20 protein-coding genes are annotated in these 20,344 nt (G+C 58.4%); 6 read left to right on the forward strand and 14 right to left on the reverse strand.

What is annotated here, in order from left to right:
• Nucleotides 1-3 precede the first annotated feature (3 nt).
• Nucleotides 4-879 carry a presqualene diphosphate synthase HpnD gene (hpnD, locus tag JK213_RS11970; protein WP_194263058.1) on the reverse strand — a complete coding sequence of 292 codons (876 nt, stop codon included), beginning with the start codon at nt 877-879 and terminating at the stop codon, nt 4-6.
• Between the two features lie 136 nt (nt 880-1,015).
• Here hpnD and JK213_RS11975 point away from each other — a divergent pair, with 136 nt between their 5' ends.
• Nucleotides 1,016-1,474 (forward strand): cupin domain-containing protein, encoded by a 459-nt coding sequence (locus tag JK213_RS11975; protein ID WP_194263059.1) that lies wholly within the window; start codon nt 1,016-1,018, stop codon nt 1,472-1,474.
• 80 nt (nt 1,475-1,554) lie between these two features.
• Complete coding sequence (locus JK213_RS11980; RefSeq protein WP_194263060.1) at nt 1,555-2,724, forward strand: pyridoxal phosphate-dependent aminotransferase; 1,170 nt, start codon at nt 1,555-1,557, stop codon at nt 2,722-2,724.
• Between the two features lie 29 nt (nt 2,725-2,753).
• On the opposite strand, the gene hpnC is transcribed toward JK213_RS11980, so the two are convergent.
• Genes hpnC through hpnA form a run of 3 tightly spaced genes read right to left on the reverse strand, consistent with a single transcriptional unit; the run spans nt 2,754 to nt 5,751 of the window.
• A complete protein-coding gene (hpnC, locus tag JK213_RS11985) occupies nt 2,754-3,617 on the reverse strand; it encodes a squalene synthase HpnC (protein ID WP_194263061.1) in 864 nt (287 codons plus the stop codon).
• Nucleotides 3,614-4,756 (reverse strand): glycosyltransferase, encoded by a 1,143-nt coding sequence (locus JK213_RS11990; protein ID WP_194263062.1) that lies wholly within the window; start codon nt 4,754-4,756, stop codon nt 3,614-3,616. Before JK213_RS11990 ends, hpnC begins: the two co-directional genes overlap by 4 nt.
• Nucleotides 4,756-5,751 (reverse strand): hopanoid-associated sugar epimerase, encoded by a 996-nt coding sequence (gene hpnA, locus JK213_RS11995; RefSeq protein WP_194263063.1) that lies wholly within the window; start codon nt 5,749-5,751, stop codon nt 4,756-4,758. The genes JK213_RS11990 and hpnA overlap by 1 nt, the downstream gene beginning before the upstream one ends.
• Nucleotides 5,752-5,885: 134 nt before the next feature.
• Here hpnA and JK213_RS12000 point away from each other — a divergent pair, with 134 nt between their 5' ends.
• Nucleotides 5,886-7,061 (forward strand): HpnL family protein, encoded by a 1,176-nt coding sequence (locus tag JK213_RS12000; RefSeq protein WP_194263064.1) that lies wholly within the window; start codon nt 5,886-5,888, stop codon nt 7,059-7,061.
• Nucleotides 7,058-7,939: a prephenate dehydrogenase/arogenate dehydrogenase family protein gene (locus JK213_RS12005; protein ID WP_194263065.1), complete on the forward strand. Its 882-nt coding sequence runs from the start codon at nt 7,058-7,060 to the stop codon at nt 7,937-7,939. The genes JK213_RS12000 and JK213_RS12005 overlap by 4 nt, the downstream gene beginning before the upstream one ends.
• A 58-nt stretch (nt 7,940-7,997) precedes the next feature.
• On the opposite strand, the gene pyk is transcribed toward JK213_RS12005, so the two are convergent.
• The 4 genes from pyk to JK213_RS12025 all read right to left on the reverse strand — a co-directional run bounded on the left by pyk (nt 7,998) and on the right by JK213_RS12025 (nt 11,611).
• The gene (pyk, locus tag JK213_RS12010; RefSeq protein ID WP_194263066.1) at nt 7,998-9,428 is read right to left on the reverse strand and encodes a pyruvate kinase; all 1,431 of its coding nucleotides are present in this window, start codon (nt 9,426-9,428) and stop codon (nt 7,998-8,000) included.
• A 25-nt stretch (nt 9,429-9,453) separates the two neighbouring features.
• Nucleotides 9,454-10,380, reverse strand: a complete 927-nt coding sequence (locus tag JK213_RS12015) for an SH3 domain-containing protein (protein ID WP_194263067.1) — start codon at nt 10,378-10,380, stop codon at nt 9,454-9,456.
• A gap of 86 nt (nt 10,381-10,466) precedes the next feature.
• Nucleotides 10,467-10,844 (reverse strand): DsrE family protein, encoded by a 378-nt coding sequence (locus JK213_RS12020; protein WP_194263068.1) that lies wholly within the window; start codon nt 10,842-10,844, stop codon nt 10,467-10,469.
• On the reverse strand, nt 10,841-11,611 hold the full coding sequence (locus tag JK213_RS12025; protein WP_194263069.1) for a HesA/MoeB/ThiF family protein: 771 nt from the start codon (nt 11,609-11,611) through the stop codon (nt 10,841-10,843). Before JK213_RS12025 ends, JK213_RS12020 begins: the two co-directional genes overlap by 4 nt.
• A gap of 126 nt (nt 11,612-11,737) precedes the next feature.
• Here JK213_RS12025 and JK213_RS12030 point away from each other — a divergent pair, with 126 nt between their 5' ends.
• Nucleotides 11,738-12,235 (forward strand): DUF2939 domain-containing protein, encoded by a 498-nt coding sequence (locus tag JK213_RS12030; RefSeq protein WP_228125597.1) that lies wholly within the window; start codon nt 11,738-11,740, stop codon nt 12,233-12,235.
• Between the two features lie 4 nt (nt 12,236-12,239).
• Here the strand turns inward: JK213_RS12030 and JK213_RS12035 are convergent, their stop codons facing one another.
• On the reverse strand, nt 12,240-12,464 hold the full coding sequence (locus JK213_RS12035) for a DUF3126 family protein (protein WP_062107861.1): 225 nt from the start codon (nt 12,462-12,464) through the stop codon (nt 12,240-12,242).
• A gap of 188 nt (nt 12,465-12,652) precedes the next feature.
• Between JK213_RS12035 and JK213_RS12040 the strand changes: the two genes are divergently transcribed.
• Nucleotides 12,653-13,252, forward strand: a complete 600-nt coding sequence (locus tag JK213_RS12040) for a hypothetical protein (RefSeq protein WP_194263084.1) — start codon at nt 12,653-12,655, stop codon at nt 13,250-13,252.
• Between the two features lie 44 nt (nt 13,253-13,296).
• Here JK213_RS12040 and JK213_RS12045 read toward each other — a convergent pair whose 3' ends face one another.
• Genes JK213_RS12045 through JK213_RS12065 form a run of 5 tightly spaced genes read right to left on the reverse strand, consistent with a single transcriptional unit; the run spans nt 13,297 to nt 20,152 of the window.
• A complete protein-coding gene (locus JK213_RS12045) occupies nt 13,297-13,995 on the reverse strand; it encodes a pyridoxine 5'-phosphate synthase (RefSeq protein ID WP_194263071.1) in 699 nt (232 codons plus the stop codon).
• A complete protein-coding gene (gene pdxA, locus JK213_RS12050; protein WP_194263072.1) occupies nt 13,992-14,999 on the reverse strand; it encodes a 4-hydroxythreonine-4-phosphate dehydrogenase PdxA in 1,008 nt (335 codons plus the stop codon). Before pdxA ends, JK213_RS12045 begins: the two co-directional genes overlap by 4 nt.
• Nucleotides 14,999-16,423, reverse strand: coding sequence for a M20/M25/M40 family metallo-hydrolase (locus JK213_RS12055; RefSeq protein WP_228125598.1), 1,425 nt, complete (start codon nt 16,421-16,423; stop codon nt 14,999-15,001). Before JK213_RS12055 ends, pdxA begins: the two co-directional genes overlap by 1 nt.
• A gap of 60 nt (nt 16,424-16,483) precedes the next feature.
• Nucleotides 16,484-19,576: a glycosyltransferase gene (locus tag JK213_RS12060; protein ID WP_194263074.1), complete on the reverse strand. Its 3,093-nt coding sequence runs from the start codon at nt 19,574-19,576 to the stop codon at nt 16,484-16,486.
• 54 nt (nt 19,577-19,630) lie between these two features.
• Complete coding sequence (locus JK213_RS12065) at nt 19,631-20,152, reverse strand: protein-export chaperone SecB (RefSeq protein WP_194263075.1); 522 nt, start codon at nt 20,150-20,152, stop codon at nt 19,631-19,633.
• Nucleotides 20,153-20,344: the final 192 nt, after the last annotated feature.

Here is a 20,344-nt window from a genome sequence, read left to right on the forward strand (position 1 = left end):
GGGTTACTTCACATACGCTGCGAGGGTACGAATCTGTCTCAGGGGTTTGGAGACTTTCGGGGCGATGTCGGGTGTTTTCCAGCCGCGCTTTTGCAGGGCTGAAAGGATGGGCGCGTAGGACGCGGCCATCATGCGTGCGGGGCGCATTGCGCTGCTGTCACACAGTTGCATGGCCTTCCGCGCTTCCCGGAAATGGTCCCGTGCACGTTGGGCAAGGATGCGCCCCACCTGATCCAGACCGTGAGCGTAAAGCGCTTCGTGCGGATTTTTCGGGACATCGAACCGGGTCAGGAGTTCGGACGGGAGATACAGCCGGTCGCGGCCCGCATCTTCGGAAATATCGCGCAAAATGTTGGTCAGCTGAAGCGCGCGCCCCAGATGATAGGCAACGCGCCGGGCATTTTCGGACGAATCTCCGAACACACAGACCGACAGGCGTCCGACAGCAGACGCTACACGATCGCAGTACAGATCCAGCGTCGTCTCATCCGGCGCCACGATTGGCGCTCCGCAATCCATGGCCATGCCGTCAATGACGTCGTGGAAGTCCTGTGGCTGAAGCTGGTAACGATGGATTGCCACGATCAGAACCCGGTCGAGCGCATCCGTCGCGATCCCTTCATAGAGGCCGTCGACGCGACGATGCCAGTCCTGAAGGGCGGCCATAGGGTCTGCAACGCCTGCATCTCCATCGGCGATATCGTCCACCTGACGACAGAACGCATAGACCGCGAACATCGCCTGACGGCGGTCCGCCGGAAGGATACGCATTCCACGGGCAAAGGATGTTCCCGAGGCGGTTACGATCCTTTCGACATGATCCAGATCGGCCTGCGCGCAGGGAAGACCTGAAGAAGCGCGCATCCTGCTGAAAACCATGTCTGTCCCCTGTCTCGTTTCAGAAGATCAGGGTTCTAGACCCAAATCCCGGCGAGACAAAGATGACCTGAACCGAAAGGGCTGCCCTGTGTTAATATGATGCCAAAAGGCAACACCTGAAAAGGAGTCTTTCGTCATGCGTCTTCTCTCTCTGAAAAACGCTGCCTTTCTTGCCGCAATGCTGATCGCCCCCCTCGCCTCTGCCCAGACAGCGCCTCCCACAACGGCCAGCGGGCATGCGGAGCATCTCCTTGCGGAAGATCATTCCTGGAATGGTACGCCCTACGACCACTATCCGACGACGCGACCGATGCTCAGTATGATTAAGCTGACCATTCCGGCGCATTCCGCCCTTCCCTGGCATGTTCATCCGTATCCGAATGCGGGTTATGTGCTGGAAGGAACGCTCACGATCGAAGATCGGCAGAGCGGCAAAAAGCGGACGTTTCATCAGGGCGAAGCCTTCGCGGAATCAGTCAATGATGTTCATCGTGGCGTGACGGGCGACGGCCAGACGGTTCTTTTGTTGACTTATGCCGGTTCGCCCGGAAAGCCGACGTCCATCCCTCTGCCTGGTCAGCAGAAAGAATACTGAAAATATCTTCGGGTGTGCTTTGACAGGGAAAACGTTTCGGAACTAACATGTTCCGGCCCTAGTCTGGAGTATGGCCCACAATGACCAGTCCCCTCTCTTCCGCCGCCCGTAGCGACCTTCTTGCCCGGGGATATTCCCGGCGCAGCTTCGGGCGAATTGCCACACTTCTGGCCGCAGGTGCGACCGTAAAGGCCCTGACAAACTCAGCCCGCGCGGATATTCTTCCGTCGGGGATCAATTTCGAGGGTGTTACCCGTCTTGGTAGCAATGAATGCTGGACTGGTCCCTTCCCGGAAGCTGCACAGGCTGGCGCATCCTCGGTTTTTCAGAGCAACCGTTACGATCCGACCGGTCATATGCGCGATGACCTTATCAAGACGGCTTCCGATGTCGAAGGACTTCCCCAGACCCATGTCATGACGTGGTGTGGCTCGTCCGATCCCCTCGCCCGTGCCATCGTCACGTTCTGCTCGCCCACCCGCGGGCTTGTGACGGCTGACCCCAGCTATGAGGCCGGATGGGTCGCTGCAGACTGGCTGAAAATTCCTCTGGCCCGTGTGCCGCTGACAGCGAAAAACGGCTATAAGACGGATGTTCGGGCCATGCTGGCTGCTGATCCCAATGCGGGTGTTTATTATATCTGTTCCCCCAACAATCCGACGGGAACGCTGACGCCGCTGCGCGATATCGCATGGCTGGTCGAGAACAAACCCAAGGGTTCGGTCGTACTGGTGGATGAGGCTTACATCCATTTCTCGAATGCGCCGAGTGCTGTGGAACTGGTCGCAAAGAACAAGGACGTTGTCGTCCTTAGGACTTTCTCGAAGATGTTTGCCATGGCGGGGATGCGTCTTGGTCTGACATTTGCCAGACCTGACCTGCACGAGAGCATGATGCGTTATGATGGCAGAAGCGCCACCTCCATGCTTCCGGTTCCGGCCATGGCCTGTGGTACGATGAGCCTCACCATGAAGTCCGCTATCGCGGCCCGCAAGGAGGAGATGATTGCGGCGCGCAACATGACGTTCCAGCATCTTCGCAAGCGGGGCATTCATTTCATTCCGTCTGATGCAAACATGTTCATCATCGACTGGAAGAAGCCGGCAAAGCCCATTCAGGATGCCTTCCTGAAGCAGAATGTTCTGATCGGTCGCTCATGGCCTATCTGGCCAAATGCTTCGCGGATTACGGTTGGCTCCATGGATGAAATGAAGACCTTCTGTACCGCACTGGACCAGATCTACACCTGATCTGGTCCAGATAACCCTGCCGTTGCGATTCAGCCGACGGCAGGGAAATGGCGCAGGGCCCGCAGCAGAGCCTTTGCACCGTCTGCTTTCGTCAGGGCGACGCGTTCTAAAAGCGGGTCCTGATGGCGCAGGCGAGTGGTGAGGATGTGGCATAGTTCCACAATGACGGCAGCTTCCAGTCGCATCCGACGATCCCGGACGAGCAGCGGCAGGGTTCTTGCGTTCCTGTTAAGAACATCCACACCATCCAGCATCCGATCGAACACGCGACGCACGCCCGGCTTGCTTCGGACCAGACGCAGGTCATCCAGACAGACGCCTTCTTCTTCCAGCCAAGGTAGCGGGACATAGCAGCGGTCCAGATCCTTCAGATCGCCCGCGACATCCTGAAGATGATTGATGACCTGAAGTGCGGAACAGAGCGCATCGGATGGAGCGAGTGTTTCTTCGGCCTCGCCGTGTAGCAGGAGCAGAAACCGCCCCACGGGGTTGGCAGAATATTTGCAGTAATGCAGCAGTTCGTCCCAGCTTTCGTAGCGGTTCTTTTCGGCATCCATGCAGAACGCTTCGAGAAGATCCGTTGCCGTTTCAAGCGGGACGCCTGTCTGGAGCAGGACGTCGCGAAGTTTGACCGCTGTTTGTGCGTCCGCGCGCTGAGGAGCTGTGATCTCACCCCGGATAACGGCTGCCATGCCCTTGAGGCGTGCAATCTTTTCAGACGGCGTCAGCTCAGTCGTGTCCACCATATCATCCGCGACACGCGCGAAATTATAATAGGTGTGAACGTAAGGCCGCAGACGCGGGGCGATCAGAAATGATCCAACGGGAAAATTTTCGTCGGATTTGCCTTTGGCGGAGGTGACGTCTTTCGTCCCCCAGATGGTGTCTGTCACGATGTTTCATCCGTGTAGGAACGATTTTTCCACCGCACACCAACACCACGATGGTGGTCTATGGCAGAGCCGATGGTTGCGGCCATGTAAAAAGCCGCAACAAGTGGAAGAGGAATGGCGCGCCACAGCGGCAGGCCGAAACGGCGGAGTGTGGGGACAAAGGTCAGGCACGACAGGAGATAGGTCAGAAGTCCGATCCGCCGTTCCCGTCCCTTGCCAAACAATGTGAGTCCGATGGGAAGCAGCCAGATCATGGCCATTCCCAGAACGGTCACCAACAGGAGGAGTGGCGAGTAGCGGAGTTGCACATAGGCCGTGCGGGCAATCATGTGCCAGACATCTTTCATGCCGCGATACGGCCTGATCGACCATGCCAGCGCACTGTGTCCCAGATAGAGCCGCCCACCGGACCGTTTGACATGAGCAGCCAAAGTGCAGTCGTCGATCAGTGCGCCGCGCAGTGCCTTGATTCCGCCGATCCGGTCCAAGGCCCGACGACGCAGGAGAATGGTTCCTCCCGCAGCCCCGGCAATGCGGGAGTGTTCGCTGGCGATCCGCGAAAACGGGTAGAGCATGGCAAAGAAATAGACGAACGCTGGAACCAGAAAGCGCTCCGCATGACTCTCGCAGTTCAACGCCACCATTTCCGAGACAAGGTCCAGATCATCTTCCCGTGCCTTGGCGACCAAAGAGGCCAGATGCTCTGGCGCGTGCATGATATCGGCATCGGTCAGGAGGACGTATCCATAAGGACCAATCCGCGTCAGCGCTTCCTGTTCTCCCTGATGGACGGCCCAGAGCTTGCCGCTCCATCCTGCCGGACGTTTAGCGCCTGTGATGACCGTCAGGCGCTCATGCGGATCAGGCAGGGTACGGGCAATATCGGCCGTTCCATCCGTGCTCTCGTCATCGATCAGGATAATGGACAATTTGCCATCATAATCCTGTTCCAGAAGAGACGTCAGACAGGCTCCGATGGACTCGGCTTCATCACGCGCTGGGATGACAACCGCAACATCAGGCGCCGAAGCTGGAGCGGGCTTCTGGTCCAGAATGGGGCCTTTCTGCCAGAAATTCCCATGAAACAGCGAAAGATAGATCCAGGCTCCCAGGCTGGTCAGTGCGCTTCCGAACAGCATTATTTCATCCGCCCATGCTGACGGAACCAGACGATCGCATCTGTCACGGCATCGCGGGCCGGGCGCGGGGTGTATCCGAGTTCTCTCTTGGCCTTGTCGGATGAGAAGAACATCAGTTTCTTGGACATGGCCAGTGTTTCACGCGTCACCCGCGGTTCAATGCCGAACCCGCGTGCCAGCCATTCGGAGACAAGGGCCACGGGATAGAGCCAGGACTGCTTGAGTTTGATTCCCGGCGGCTTCACCCCGGCAATCTGACTGACCATGCGGAAAAGATCTCCCAGCATGATGTTCTCGCCGCCAAGGATGTATTTCTCGCCGATCTTGCCCCGCTCCAGAGCCAGAGCATGGCCTTCCGCGACATCATCGACATGGACGATATTCAGACCCGTCTCCACATAGGCCGGCATCTTTCCGCTGGCGCAGTCGAGAACCATCTGCCCGGTTGGTGTTGGCTTGATATCCCGGGGGCCAACGGGGGTGGACGGATTAACGATGATCGCGGGCAGGTTCTTTTCGCGGATCAGCTGCAGGACTTCCTGTTCCGCACGATATTTCGAGAGCTTGTAGATCCCGATGACCTGACTTTCCGTCACCGGAGTGTTTTCGTCAGCTGATTCGCCATTTTTGCACAGGCCAAGCGCCGCAACCGACGAGCAGTAGATGATTTTTTCTACCCCGGCCTCCAGAGCGGCCAGCATCAGGTTGCGTGTGCCTTCCACATTGGCCTTCATCATGATTTCCGGATCCGGAACCCAGAGTCGGTAATCGGCAGCGACGTGGAAAAGGGTTTTGACGTTTTTTAGTGCCGGAGCGAGCGTGTCCGGATCGGCGAGATCTCCGACAACGATTTCCGCGTCGAGCTCCGCAATATTTGAACGGTCGGATGTCGGGCGGACGAAAAGTCTCAGGCGGTGTCCGCGTTCTTCAAGGACGCGGGCGACGGCAGAGCCGACAAACCCGGTAGCCCCCGTCACGAGTGTGACATCGTTCATGGTGGCAGTGTCTCCTTGGGTCATCAGCAGATGGTTGCAATTTATGACAGCATAATCCTCCCGGCTTTTCGGGGAAAGCGTCTGTGAGGGTGGAATATTAACGATACCTGCGATAGATCGTGTGCAAACGGCATGTGACGAAGACGTTGAAAAAAACTCTCCCTGTTCTCCTTTCCCTTCTCGGGGTGGCCCTGTTCACCTTCATTGCGGCCAGAGCCGGTATCCATCCTGTCATGGAAGCGCTCTCCAAAGTCGGGCTTGGCGGCTTCCTGCTCCTTGCGGCCTGTCAGCTTGTGGTGGATGTGGGCCTCGGGATTGCCTGGCATGCAGCCGTTCCCATTCTCAGCGTCAAACGCCTGATGGCCGCACGCCTTGTCCGTGACAGTGCTGGAGCCTGCCTGCCCTTCTCCCAGCTTGGCGGAATGGTCATTGGTGTTCGCGCAACAATGGCAGGTGTGGACCCAAGAACTGAACAGGGCGAAGAACTGCACTGGCCCGAAGCTGTCGCCGCCAATCTTGTGGACATCACAACAGAAGTTCTGGGGCAGATTGCCTTCGTGCTGATCGCACTGCTTTGCCTTATCGGTCATCATGACGCTGCCAGATTTGTCTGGCCTCTCATTGGCGGAATGGCGCTGCTCAGCCTCGGAATTGCCGGTTTCATCTGGACCCAGCAGCGCGGTGGCGCGACGGTCAGCAAGGTTGCGACATTCCTTGGACGGCATATCGCTGCGGAGTGGCGTGAGTCGCTAATCGGAAATACCGCTGCTTTCCAGTCCCGACTGGAGGAACTCTGGAGCCGCCCGGACCGGATTTCTCTGGGGGCGCTCTGTCATCTGGTATGCTGGACGGGCAGTGCTGCCATGACGTGGCTGGGACTTCAGCTTCTTGGCGCGCATGTCGGATTTTTTTCGTCCGTTGCCATTGAAGGCGTAGTCTGCGGCATTATGTCGGCAGGTTTTCTGGTTCCGGGCGCACTTGGGGTTCAGGAAGCCGCTTATGTCGCGCTTGGGATGATCTTCGGCGTGGATGCGGAAGTGTCCCTTAGCCTTTCGCTTCTGCGTCGCGGCCGGGATATCCTGATTGGTATTCCGGTTCTGCTGATCTGGCAGTTCGTTGAGATGCGGCGTCTTCGTCATGAACGCTCTGCGGCAAAGCTGGAAAACGAACCAGCCGCTGCCTCTCTTCGCAAAAAAGTTATTGCGCCAGCCGTGACGGCCCTTACCGGGAATATCAAGAAAGAAGGAGTGTCCCGAGACGGAAAAACGCCCGAAGACAGCTCCTTTGCGACAGCAAGACGCGTGTTATGACGCCGCTTTTCAGTTCCCTTTGTGTCATCGGTCCGGGACTGATCGGCTCGTCCATCCTTCGACGTGCCAAAGAAACTTGCACGATTGCCGGAACCCTGATCGCAGCGGACTCGAAGCCGCATGTTCGCGAACGGGTTCAGGAACTGGGGATTGCGGATGTCACGACGCCTGATTTAGCCGTTGCGGCGCAGGCGGACTGTGTCATGATCTGTGTTCCTGTTGGTGCAGTGGAAGACGTCGCACGACAGGTGCTTCCATACATGAAGCCCGGCAGCATCCTCACGGACGTGGCGTCGGTGCGGGGCCAGCTTGGGCCGACGATCCAGGCGATCCTGCCCGAAGGCATATCCTATGTTCCGGGCCATCCCATGGCGGGAACCGAGCATTCCGGGCCGGACGCCGGTTTTTCAACTCTGTTTGAAGATCGATGGGCGCTTCTCGTGCCACCTGAAGGATCTGCTCCGGAAGCGATCGCCAAAATCCAGGCACTCTGGAATCTGTGTGGCGCCCGAACGAAAATCCTGTCTGACGAACAGCACGACCAGATTTGTGCCATGGTGAGTCACCTGCCTCACCTTCTGGCCTTCACGATCTGCGATACCGCCGATAATCTGTCGGACGAAATTCGCGCAGCGGTACTGGACTACGCGGCTTCGGGATTTCGGGATTTCACCCGGATTGCAGCCTCAGATCCGGTTATGTGGCGGGATATTTTTCTCGCCAATCGTGAGGCCCTGCTGGGCACACTCGACAGGTTCGTAGCTGATACACAGGCCATGGCGGATGCGATCCGTCATGGTGACGAAGCAACTATAACCAGCAAGATCGAACGTGGACGCGCGATCCGCCGAACCCTGATCGAAAACCGTCAGGCCTGAGATTTTTTAAGATGCATGAATCTGCTGCCGGGCTATGCCCCGGCAGCAGATCGTTTCTTCAGGCCGTGACAACACGCAGGGTATTCGTGCTGCCGGAATGGCCGTAAGGCAGTCCAGCCAGAACCAGAACCCGGTCTCCGGCCTTGCAGAAGTTCATGCTGCGGGCGAGTTCTGCGGCAGGGCCAGCCAGATCCTCAATGCCATGAGCCGTCTGTTCGCGATCCACGACATGCGGGAATGTCCCCCACACGATGCAGAGGCGACGCGCAACGTCCAGTTCCGGTGTCAGGGCAATGATTGGGCAATGCGGCCGCTCACGTGCCATGCGCATTGCGCCGCCGCCACCACGGGTATGGGACGCAATCACACCGGCATGCAGCGTACGGCTGACCTGCCAAGCTGCCTGAACAATCGCACACTGAACGCTCTCGTCCGGCGTGGGGCGCAGACGGTCCATGCGGACCCGCCATTCATGGTCCTGCTCGACCCGCTCGGCGATCCGTACCATCATTGATACGGCCTCGAGCGGATATTTGCCGGCAGCACTTTCCGCAGACAGCATGACTGCATCCGCACCGTCATAAACGGCATTGGAGACGTCAGAGACTTCGGCTCGTGTCGGGGTCGGGCTTTCAATCATGCTCTCGAGCATCTGCGTCGCCACAATCACCGGACGGCACTGTCTGCGGGCTTCGGTAATTGCGCGCTTCTGGGCAACCGGGACTTCCTCGGGGGGCAATTCGACGCCGAGATCACCGCGCGCCACCATGAGCGCATCCGAAAGATGTACGATGGCTTCAAGGTTATCCATCGCCTGAGGCTTTTCGAGCTTGGTCACGATCGCTGCGCGGCCGTTTGCAATATCGCGCGCTTCCTGGACGTCTTCCGGGCGCTGCACAAAGGACAGAGCCACGAAATCAACACCAAGCGACAGGGCGAAGTCGAAGTCGCGGCGGTCTTTCTCAGTGAGTGCCGGAATGGGAAGCGTCACGTCGGGAACGTTGACGCCCTTGCGCTCGGACAGTTTGCCGCCGACCACCACAACCGTTTCGAGAAAGCCCTCCCCGACTGTGACGACACGCAGCTTGAGCTTCCCGTCATCCAGCAGAAGATGGCTTCCCGGCTTCGCAGCGGAAATGATTTCCGGATGCGGCAGGCAGACCCGGGAAATCGTGCCCGGCGTGCGGTCCAGATCCAGACGGAACGGCTTGCCTTCCTCCAGGATTACCGGTCCGTTTTCAAACACGCCAACGCGGAGTTTGGGGCCCTGAAGATCGGCAAGGATTGCCAGCGGGTGCCCGACTTTCTCCTCGGCGGCACGGATGGCGGCATGACGCTCGCCATGATCTGCATGCGCACCATGAGAGAAATTGAGCCGGAAGACATTCACACCGGCCTGCGCCAGAGAAAGGATCATCTCGGGGGACGATGAAGCCGGCCCCAGTGTGGCGACGATCCGCGTGCGGCGGTGATGGGAACTCGATGTCATATACGGCGTCCTCGATCGGAAAAAATCAGTTTGGTTGAATCGTCTCGCCCGGGAGCAGGCCCCAGAAAAGACGGCGTGGCAGCCAGCCGTCGTAGCCCTTCACGCTAACATGGCACCATTGGGAGTTCTGCGGGCACAGCTTGATGTTGCCCACCGTTCCCTGCTCCAGAACCGCAACCACGGTGCTATCTTCTTCCGGATGGCTCATGAGAAGCACATCATTTTTATGTGCCCTCGCCTCATCCTGCGTTGCGACGCGGGCAAGGATCCGGGCGTCGGCCTTGCCAATATGGTCGCCTTCCTGCGCGCTCGCCTCGCCCGTCTGGGCTTTCACACCTTCGGGAGGAAGGCCCGGAATCACGAAGGTTCGGCTTCCATACAGCGTTGCCTGATGGACCCAGCCCTTCTGGCCGTCGGAGTCTTCCACGAGCCGCCAGACATCGAACTCACGCTCGATCTGCACCGGAAGCCCGCGCCGATGATAGACCCAATCGATCGGATAACGGTCTCCGGGCCCGCGACGCATATAGACCTTGTCGGCCCGCAGCGCGGCGTAACGCGGTAGGGGCAGGCCGGTATTGCTGCCTTTGTCCGCATTTTCGGGCGCGGGAGGAACGGCGGCGGTGGCGGCCTGGTCCGCAGCGGCTGCCGTTGAAGCCGCGGCTCCTGCCACAGCCGCCCCGGCGACGACGGGAGCCGCATGTTTCAGGGCGGCATGATGGGCTGCCTTGTGGTGCAGCGCCGGAGATGTCGGCTTTGCCGCGTCGGCCTTGTGATGTTTTTTCGCAGAAGTGTGTTTGTCCGCGGGTTTTGCGCCGCTTTCTGCATGCTTCTTATGATGGTGGGCCGCCTGCGCGCCGTGAGCGGCAAGCAGGATCGTGCCGGCCAGAAGCGCACGCAGAAAAGCGGATGGGCCTGTGGCGGAACGCGGAAGGAAGACTGACATTCTCATGAGCGCATCCCTGCCAAGGGCCGACGGTTTGGGCAAGTCATCAAAACGGGAAAGATATCCTGAACCCGTAATCTTTAAGGAAAAACTTACAGCGCAAGGAGCGGATTGTCTCCCGCCAGTTCGAGAAAGCTGACAATTCCTTTCACCATCACGCCTTCCAGAAGGTCTTCCGGGGCCAGTTCTGCCATCGTCAGACCGGTTTCGCAGGCCATGACGGTTGCGCCAAAATCGAGTACCGCCGCCCGCAATTCGCCGAACCCTGCAATCCCCCGTGCTTCAAGCACGCTATCGGCAAGGACACCCTGAAGCCCGGACCAATCCGGCGTCAGGGCCAGAACGCTGCGTCCACCTGCGAAAATTGTGACGTCACGCCCGAGCGAGAGCGCCCCTGCCGCGACCACCATCGCGTAATGGGCGCGCTGCCATGAATCATCTGCCAGCGTCAGAAACAGGGGACGGCTCATGGTGTGGCGGTGTCCTCATGATGCGCCGGACAGCGGGGATCGCGTCTGAGCGTAAAACCGGTCATCGTTCCCGACAGCGCGTCCCACATGCTCACCCGCGTTTCGTCACGCCCTTCGAGGCCGATGATTTCACGCATGACTTCGACGGCCATCAGACTTCCCATAATGCCTGTGGCGGCGCCCAGCACACCCGACATTCCGCAGTCCGGAGCCGCTGTCTGTTCGGCTTCGGGGAACAGACAGCGATAACAGGGACCGCCCTTCTGAGGCCGAAAGACGGCGAGTTGCCCCGAAAATCCTTGTACAGCGCCAGAAACCAGAGAGCGTCCGTGCCGGACGCAGGCATCGGAAACTGCAATCCGGGTCGGAAAATTATCGGTGCCGTCACAGACGAGATCGTATTGCGGTACAAGATCGTCCAGCGTCGTCTCCGTTGCGCGAACCGCGTAGGGACTGATTTTGACCATTGGATTGAGCGCTTTCAGGCGTCGGGCTGCGGCTTCGACCTTGAGCAGTCCAAGATCGTCTGTTCCATAAAGAACCTGCCGCTGAAGGTTGCTGAGTTCCAGATGGTCATGATCCATAATTCCGATATGTCCAATGCCCGAAGCCGCAAGCTGCTGGAGCAGAGGCGCTCCGAGACCACCTGCGCCGACGACGAGCACGGAAGCCTGTCGAAGCCGCGCCTGTCCGGTCGCGCCCACCTGAGGCAGCAGGATGTGGCGGGAATACCGTTCCAGTTCCTGGTCGGAAAAATTCATGTCCATGGAACGATGATAATTGCTGACTTTCGCTCTTGAAAGACGTTAGCGTGATAATCGTCCGTCACCGTGGGGTTGCATTAGCGGGACCCGAGGCAGGGAAATGTCATGAGAAAAGGATTTCGCAGAGCCATGCCCCGTGCATGGCAGGGTCTGGGCGTTACGGCCGGTGCCGTTCTGGCCGCCTATGCCGTATCCCCTTATCTTGCCCTGTGGGACATCGACCGGGCCCTGCACGGCAACAATGCGTCACGTCTGGCGCCCCATGTGGATTGGTCGTCGCTGAGCCATTGTCTGAAGGAACAGTTCACACCGGCAGCTCCCGCCGATGATGACCTGCCTGGTTTTGGGAGTTCCTTTGCCGGACAGGTCGTGTCCAACGCGATCGACACCCATCTGACGCCTGCGACGCTGATGAGCACAGCCCATCAGGTCATGCCGCATGGTGTATCAACACCCGGCTGGCTCGGGGTTTGGCATGGCGTGCATGCCCATTTCGTAAGCGCGGGAAAGTTCGAGGCCAGTCTGGATCAGCCGGGGCAGACACCATTCGTCCTACACATGAAATTCGAGCACTGGGGCTGGAAGATCACGCGATTCGAGATGCCTGCTCCGGCGCACGCAGCCTGACGCTTCAGGCTGCGGGAAGGTCTTCTTCCAGAACCGTGATGTGAATGGCGTAGGAAACTTCGCCTTCGTCTTCGTCGCGGTGAACCGTTCCGATAACTTCTCCCGACACGGCCAGTTCAACGCTCATGCCCTTGCGGCTGGGCTTGTTGACGGTCAGTTTCGGAGAGCCCAGCAGGCGCTGGAGCGTGGTCTGGAGGCGTGTCACCTCGGATAGGGTCATATCGGCCATTGGTGGCATTCCTGTGCTGCAAGGGAACTGCCCTGTAACCCATCGACACGTACAAAGGAACCCGCCTCCTCTATCCCCGTCAGGGATGCTGTTGTAGAAACCGGGCACTTCACATGTGATTGTGTCCTGTTCGCCATGAATCGTTCAGGGTCCGCAGTCTGCTTCCCCTTCCGCGCAAAGGAGACATGATGCGCCCGGTTTTCCTCCGAATGATCGTTGCCCTGACCTCCACCGCCGCCCTCTCGGGATGTGGATATTTTGATTCCCGGAACGCGCATAAGGCGCAGTACGAAATGATCGGGATGACCAGCTACGATCTGCAGTCCTGCGCAGGTATTCCGGCCAGCACGAAGAAACTGAACGATACCACCGAGCTCTGGCAGTATGACGGAAGCATGGCGCTGCCGACCATGCCGGCTGATTCCGGTTTCATTCCCGTCCAGTCCGCAATCAGCATTTACCAGTCCGCTCTGGGTGGCGGTGGCACGACCTGCCGGATGCTGGTCCGCGTGGATCATGATCGGGTTTCGGAAGTTCATTATACCGGCAATGACGATGAATATATCGGAACGGACGGCATCTGCTCCATCATCACGCGGGGTTGTGCCCGTCAGCGTGAATCGACGATGCGCCGTGTGAATGCGGGTCCGTTCGGTCCTGTGTCGGCTTTCCATCCGCCACGGACCCCGCCCCAGAGCGCTACGGCCACCTATTCCGATCAGTCCGGCAAATACGTTCCGAAGTTCAGCAAGGACGACACCCAGCCGGTTATTCAGCCGGTCAAGTGAGTTAAAAAAGGGCCAGGACAGAGTTTGTCCCGGTCCTTTGTTGTTCAGGAGTTTATGAGACGCTTCATTTTCTGCACGGCTGGTCCCAGGCCGTCGAAAATGGCCTGTCCGATCAGGAAATGGCCGATATTGAGTTCGGCAAGACCTTTCAGGGCGGCAATGGCTTCGACGTTGTCGTAGGTCAGCCCGTGCCCTGCATGAAGTTCCAGCCCACAGGTTAAAGCCGTATGTGCGGCTTTTTGCAGACGTTCCAGCTCATGCGATCCTCCCAGCGCATAGGCGCCCGTATGAAGCTCCACGACGGGCGCTCCCAAAGCTGCTGCCGTCTCGATCTGTCGCGTATCGGGATCGATGAACAGGGAGACCCGTATTCCCGCGTCTTTCAGGCGATCGATTTTGGAACTCAGGGCTTCACGCTGCCCGACGACATCAAGTCCGCCTTCGGTTGTGACTTCCTGCCGTTTTTCCGGGACCAGACAGCAGGCATGCGGACGAAGATCACAGGCGAGCCGGACCATTTCGTCCGTTGCGGCCATTTCGAAGTTCAGTGGCGCGGAAAGTGCCTTCAGACGCGGCATGTCAGCGTCGCGGATATGGCGACGGTCTTCCCGCAGATGCGCCGTTATTCCGTCCGCTCCTGAGGCAATCGCCAGTTCCGCTGCGGCGACCGGATCGGGAAACGTGCCGCCTCGGGCATTCCGCAACGTGGCGACGTGGTCGATGTTCACACCAAGGCGGATCATGGTCTTTTTCCTTCCCGATAAGCGCTCATCCCATCTGCCAGACCGATGGCGGCTAGAAGACTTGAGACGTCGGCGCGGCATGTCTCCGTCACAGGGCCTGCAATATCGAAGGCCGTGCCGTGATCGGGCGATGTGCGGATAATGGGCAGCCCCAGCGTGACGTTCACGCCCTCAGCCATATCGAGCGTTTTGAGTGGGATGAGGGCTTGATCGTGGTACATGCAGATGGCAGCATCATAATTTGGCCGGGCCGTGGCGCTGAACATCGTATCCGGGGGGAACGGCCCCTGACAATCGATCCCTCGTGCGCGCAGGCGCTCGATCGCAGGGCGGATGATCGTGATTTCCTCCTCGCCCATCAATCCCTGTTCACCGGCATGAGGGTTGAGCCCTGCAATTGCCAGACGGGGCGATTCAATCCCGAAATCACGTTTCAGAGCCGCATTTGCCGTTTCCGCAACGCTTACGATGCGGTCGGTCGTCAGCGTTTCCAGAGCCTTTCGCAGCGAAACATGCACCGTTACCGGCACAACCCTGAGTTGGGGTGAGACGAGCATCATGATCTCCTCCCCTGTCATTCCACAGAGTGCTGCCAGAAACTCCGTATGCCCCGGATACCGAAAACCTGCCGCCGCCAGAACATGTTTGGCAATCGGGTTGGTGACGACGCCGCCAGCCCGGTCTGCAAGTGCGTATTCAACGGCCAGACGGATGCTGCTGATCGTGGCTGCGGCATTACGCGGGTCAGGCTGTCCCGGAATCACGTCGGCTTCACAGAGAACTGGCAGGATAGGCAGGCTGTCGGCGAAGACCGCGCTGGCTTCTTCCGGTGTTTTGATCAGAGTGATGGGCACTGCGGCCTCGACCAGACGCGGATCGCCCAGCCAGAAGAACGTCCCCTCCTCCGAATGCCGCAGCCTGCGCCATGCTTCCGCCGCAAGCTGCGGGCCGATACCCGCAGGATCTCCCAGCGTCAGTGCCAATGGTCTGGAGGGCGGCATCATCAGCCTGCTTCAGCGAGCGCGGCGAGCACCCGAACCCAGGAGCGAATTCCCTTGTGGAAGGAGTCCAGCCCGTATTGTTCGTTCGGAGAATGGATCCGGTCGTCGTTCTGGGCAAAGCCGATCATGAGCGCATCCAGCCCCAGGGCATCCCGGACTTCTCCGGCCACGGGAATGGAGCCACCCGATCCAACCATGGCGGCCGGAACGCCCCACTCATCGCTCAGGGCCTGAAGGGCTGGAGCCAGAAACCGGCTGTCACGGGAAACTTCAAAGCCCGGAGATCCGCCGTGCGCCGTAAAGGTCACGCGGGCGTCTGCTGGCAGGGCTGCACGGATATGCGTGCGAAAAGCCTCGCGGATGCGGTCCGGGTTCTGTCCCGGAACCAGACGGAACGAGACTTTTGCCATGGCTTTGGCGGGCAAGACGGTTTTGAAGCCTTCGCCTTCATAGCCCCCCGAAATTCCGTTGATCTCGCAGCTCGGACGGCACCATGTCTGCTCGATCGCACTGTAGTTCTTCTCGCCAGCAGCAACCGACAGACCTGCTTCATCAAGCAGAGAACTGTCGTCTGGAAAGAGCTTGCTCCACTGCGCGCGTGTTGCGGGAGCCGGATCCTGAATGCCGTCATAGAACCCTGCAAGCGTCACGCTGCCATCCGCATTCCGCAATGTGGCCAGAGCCTGACACAGAACGGCAATCGGGTTGGCCGCAGCATTGCCGTACAGGCCGGAATGAAGGTCATGGCTGGCGCACTGGATGACCACTTCATCCGCCATCATGCCGCGCAGGGATGTCGTGATGCCCGGTGTCGTGCGGTCAGCCATGGACGTATCACAGACGAGTGCGACATCCGCTTTCAGTTCTGTGGCGTTTTCCTTGAGGAACGGGAGCAGGTTGGCACCGCCACACTCCTCTTCGCCTTCCAGCAGAACGCTGACCCGGACTGGCAGTGATCCCGTAACCTGCTTCCATGCCCGGCACGCTTCAAGGAAGGTCATGACCTGTCCCTTGTCGTCGCTGGCGCCACGGGCAACGATCACCTTGCGGCCTGACGGTTCTTCGATCAGGCGAGGCTCAAAGGGAGGTGCCGTCCAGAGCGATTCCGGATCTGTCGGCTGAACATCATAGTGTCCATAGAACAGAACATGCGGGCGATTGTCGTCTTCGACTGAGCCCTGATCATGGCCGACAACCATCGGATGACCGGGGGCTGCCCAGTGAACGTCGCGAACATCCGCCGTCATGCCCAGCTTTTCGAGTTCATTCTGCATCCAGTTGGCCGCTTTGCGGCAATCGGCGGCATGTGTGGGCTGGGTTGAAATGCTCGGAATACGCAGGATCTCGAAAAGACGTGATACCGACGCCTCCAGATGGGTGTCGACATTCTGGAGAACGGCATCAAGTTTCTCGGAATAGGCAGTCATTGTATTGTCCATAATTCAGGCTGGTTAAGATCCACAAAGTCAGGCGGGAGCGTCGTTCGTTTAGGCGTCATCCGTCGTCAGTCGACGCGGTTGCAGCCGGATCGGAGCCGGAGCAAAAGCGATCTGGGTTTCGGGATTTTTCTGTGGACGCAAAGTCACGGTCGACGGTGTGAGGGGGGTAATCCCCGCCGAGACGGAAAGAACATCCTTCAGGTCTTTGTAAAAACTCGAATGAGTGGCGTCTTCGTCCATTCTGGCCTGCGCCTGTCGGCTTATCGCGTTCCACAGATCGACGTCGGTATACAGGCGTATGACAGCTTTGGCGAACCTCTCCGGGTCACAGAAGCCGCCCGACAGACAGTTTTGGCCATCCTCCCAGCCTAATGTGTGACAGACGGTTTCCGAGAGCACTGCGGGCAATCCGGCTGCTGCGGCATCCAGAACTTCGCGTGGAGCGACGGCCAGGACACGTGCAGGTTCTACGAGAATACGACGGGATCTGTAGAGCGTATCCAGATCGACGTCTTCCGGAAAGGCTTCCAGTCGGCGGTATCTTGTGAAGGCCGAAAGGTCGATCTGCTCCGAGCGGTAGCCTGCCAGAAGAACGGTTGCATCAGGTGGAAGGTCACGGTCCAGTTTTGAAAGGACATCATGAATGAAGAAATGCAAACCATCATGTATGGCATCGCCGCTGGTATGGACCGGAAGAGCCAGAAGGATGCCTGAACGTTTTTCAAAGGATGGAGAAGGCGTTGACGGAATTGGAGGATGCCCGATGACGCGCACATTGGTCAGGCCGAGCGCTTCCAGATCCGCTTTTTCGTCCTCGTTTCCGACAGCGACAGCTTGGGCCAGCCAGACCTGATCGGTATCAAGTTCCAGATCGTCCAGAAACAGCTCCCGGTCATTAACAGCACCGACACGCCTGCGCAGATGGGTTTCTCTGGCCGGGCTTGCATGAATATCCGCGACTATTCCGAGCTTCGGCAAAAAGCCGGAATGCTGTTGCAGGATCGCACCGGCCTGCTGGAGTGTCTGTAATCCGCCAATCCAGACGCCATCGAAACAGTCCGCGCGGTCCTGCAGAAAGCCCGGAAGCTCGGACAGATCACAGTCATCCATCAGCTCAATATCAGGCGGAAAATCCAGAGCTGTTGCCACGCAATCGTGCAGCGTGCCCTCCAGCGGGAAGACCGTGACCCGATATCCAAGCTGGCTCAGTCCGACAATCATGTCCCGATGACGCAGACAGGTCGTTCCAAGCACAGGATGAGGCAGTCGCTGACACAGGAACAGTATCGCTGACGTCCCAAACGTGGAGCGTGCCCGCATGAGGCTGGTTCCGGGCAATGGCTGTCTGGAGAGCAGCCCTGCAAAACGGCGTTTCAGCCAGGATTCATTGCGCGCTCGCAGATCCGCCGCGATTGCAGGTTCGGAGGGTGATCTATCGATCACATCCGGATCGTAAAGGATTTTCCCGCCCGCCTGACGCAGGGAGAGGCAGATCGCCAGCAACTCAGCTTCGAGGCCAATGCACCCCAGGGTGAGGCGATTATGCTCCCGCAGCGGGGAGCGGCGACAGAACAGAAGCCCCCCGGTAAAAGCGTCCACCCAACGTCGGAAAGCAATTTCGGGTTCGTTGGCCCGCATTCCGAACCCGAAAGGCGTAAAACTCGCATTCCTCCAGACGACGCTACCGGCTTCTCGAACTTTACTGTCCAGCCCCAGAGACTGGCCGCCTACGGCCCAGACCTGTGGATCTGCGAAGGCTTCAAGCCCGATCTTCAGAGCACCGGGGAACGGTTGGACACCGGCGGAAAGCAGCAGGATGATCTCCGCCCGTGCAAGTTCAAGCCCGAGCCCCATCTGTTCGGCATGGGTCGTGCGATAAGGAGGACGGACGATGTGTACCCCGCGGACGAACCTTTCGATCTGGGCAGTCTCATCGGTGGAGCCCGCATCGACCAGAATAACCTGAAGGTTGCGATCATTATTTGCGTGGAGTGCCGCAAGGGTGGAGAGCGTTTCCTGAAACTGGTTTGAAACAGGCAGGATAACCGTCATGTCCGGCGCTGTGAGCGGTTGAAAATCCAGCGGTGCACGAACCAGAGAAGGAATGAGAGTCTGCGCTCGCTGAAGATCAAGCAACTGGTATTGCTCTTCCGAGGCCTCCAGAGCTTCGTTCTGCGTAGGGCTGCCCTGAGACTGAACCCACAGAGCAAAAACGTCGGGGATATGAGGCTGGCGCAGCAGGCGCTGTATTCCGCTCTGCCTTAGAAAGCCTGCGAGATCGACATCTGCCTGAGGCTGACGTTTTTCTGAAATCCCAAACCGGATAAAGTGTTCATAACCATTGCGGAAGCTTCCCTGAGCCACGACTTCGCGGACATCAGGATACTGCTCGGCATAAAAAGCTTCACTGAACCATGGATTGGGGTCGTAGGCTGTCGGGTTTCCATTGGTCAGATAATGATGAAGCGGGCTCTGGTAACGGTTGTTCTTCAGATCTTCGATCACGTCAGGATAACGGTCCAGATACCATTGCGGATCGAAATACCACGAACTGCGTCGACGTCCGGCAGATGAAAATCTGATGAACTGGAAGAAGTCTCCCATGCCGAAATCATAATGCTGCCGTTCGGTCATGCTGGCAGCACGGAAAACTTCGGGATCAAAAAACGCGTGGGATTTGCGGTGTTCCTGATCGCCTATCGCAAGATAATGATCGTAACCATTACAGAAACCCTGGGACTTGAGAACATGCGGGCTCAGGTCGGGATTGCAGCTGAAATAGTTCTCTTCGGAAAACAGCCAGTGCGGAGAGCGGCTCCGAAAGCCACTTTCGCAATAATGCAGAAAGCCACTGTCAAAAATTCCAAGCCGGATCCCTTCCCTGACGTCAGGGTTCTGGCGAAGATACCATTCTTCATCGAAGAACCGATTGGGAGAAAACCCGGCTCTGGCGCCATGCTGTTTCCAGTGACGCTCCAGCCCGTCGTCGCTCAGATCGAGTTCGGAAGCCTCGGCTCCGTCTTTGGCGTCCTGCCGAAGCCGCTGCCCGTAACGCGTCCGATACCATTCGGCGTCAAATGCCGCCCAGAGAGGCGGTCGGTCTCCAGCAAAAGCCGGGGATTCAAGGATATGATCTTTCATTGACGCTGAACCCTCTGGAGCCTTTTGCTGAACGGCCGAGCCGTTATTCCGTCTTTACCGCTGCTGAGCGCGTCGGCTCTGCCAGAGCGCATGAAAATCGATGGGCTGGATGTTTGGGGACGGAAATCCAGCCTCGCGGATTGTATTCAGCAAAGCACTTCGTGCGGGTGGGAACAGAAAACGCGGTGCTTCGACCAGAAGCAGAGGCTCTACTGCCTCCTGCGGAATGCGTCCCGTCAGACCGAATAGACCCGCATAAGCGAGACTGATTTCGTATAGCACCCGGGGTGTGGGCGCATCCTGTGTCGGTGCGCTCTCGAAGCCCTGTGCCCGGATGACCAGATTGACTTCGAATGTCGGCTGATCTCCAAGCTGACGCCCTGTGACATCCACCGTCATGCCAATATGAGGCTGCGAGGGAAGGTCGCGATAGACATCCGGAGTATTCTGGACGTCAATGTTCAAGGCACGGAGATACTGCGACCCTACAATCAGGGATGAGGAGGAAGGCAGGGAATCCGATACATCAAGGCTGGCCGAACTGCCTGTCACGGTATCGGTGTATGTCTGATCCATTGGCTAGCATCCTCATGCGGTCATGACCTTTTTCATTCCGTATTGCACTGAAATGCAATGAAATGTGGTGCCATGCACTCTGTCACGATGTCGCAGTTTTGACCAGCGGGGCGATTTCAATGCATCTTTTGTCCAACAGACCTGTTTCTGGAAAAGCTCCTCAGTTTTCAGGGAAAAGTGGGGGGCTTTATT

The organism is Gluconobacter sp. Dm-44, from assembly GCF_018256175.1.
GTDB lineage: Bacteria > Pseudomonadota > Alphaproteobacteria > Acetobacterales > Acetobacteraceae > Gluconobacter > Gluconobacter cadivus.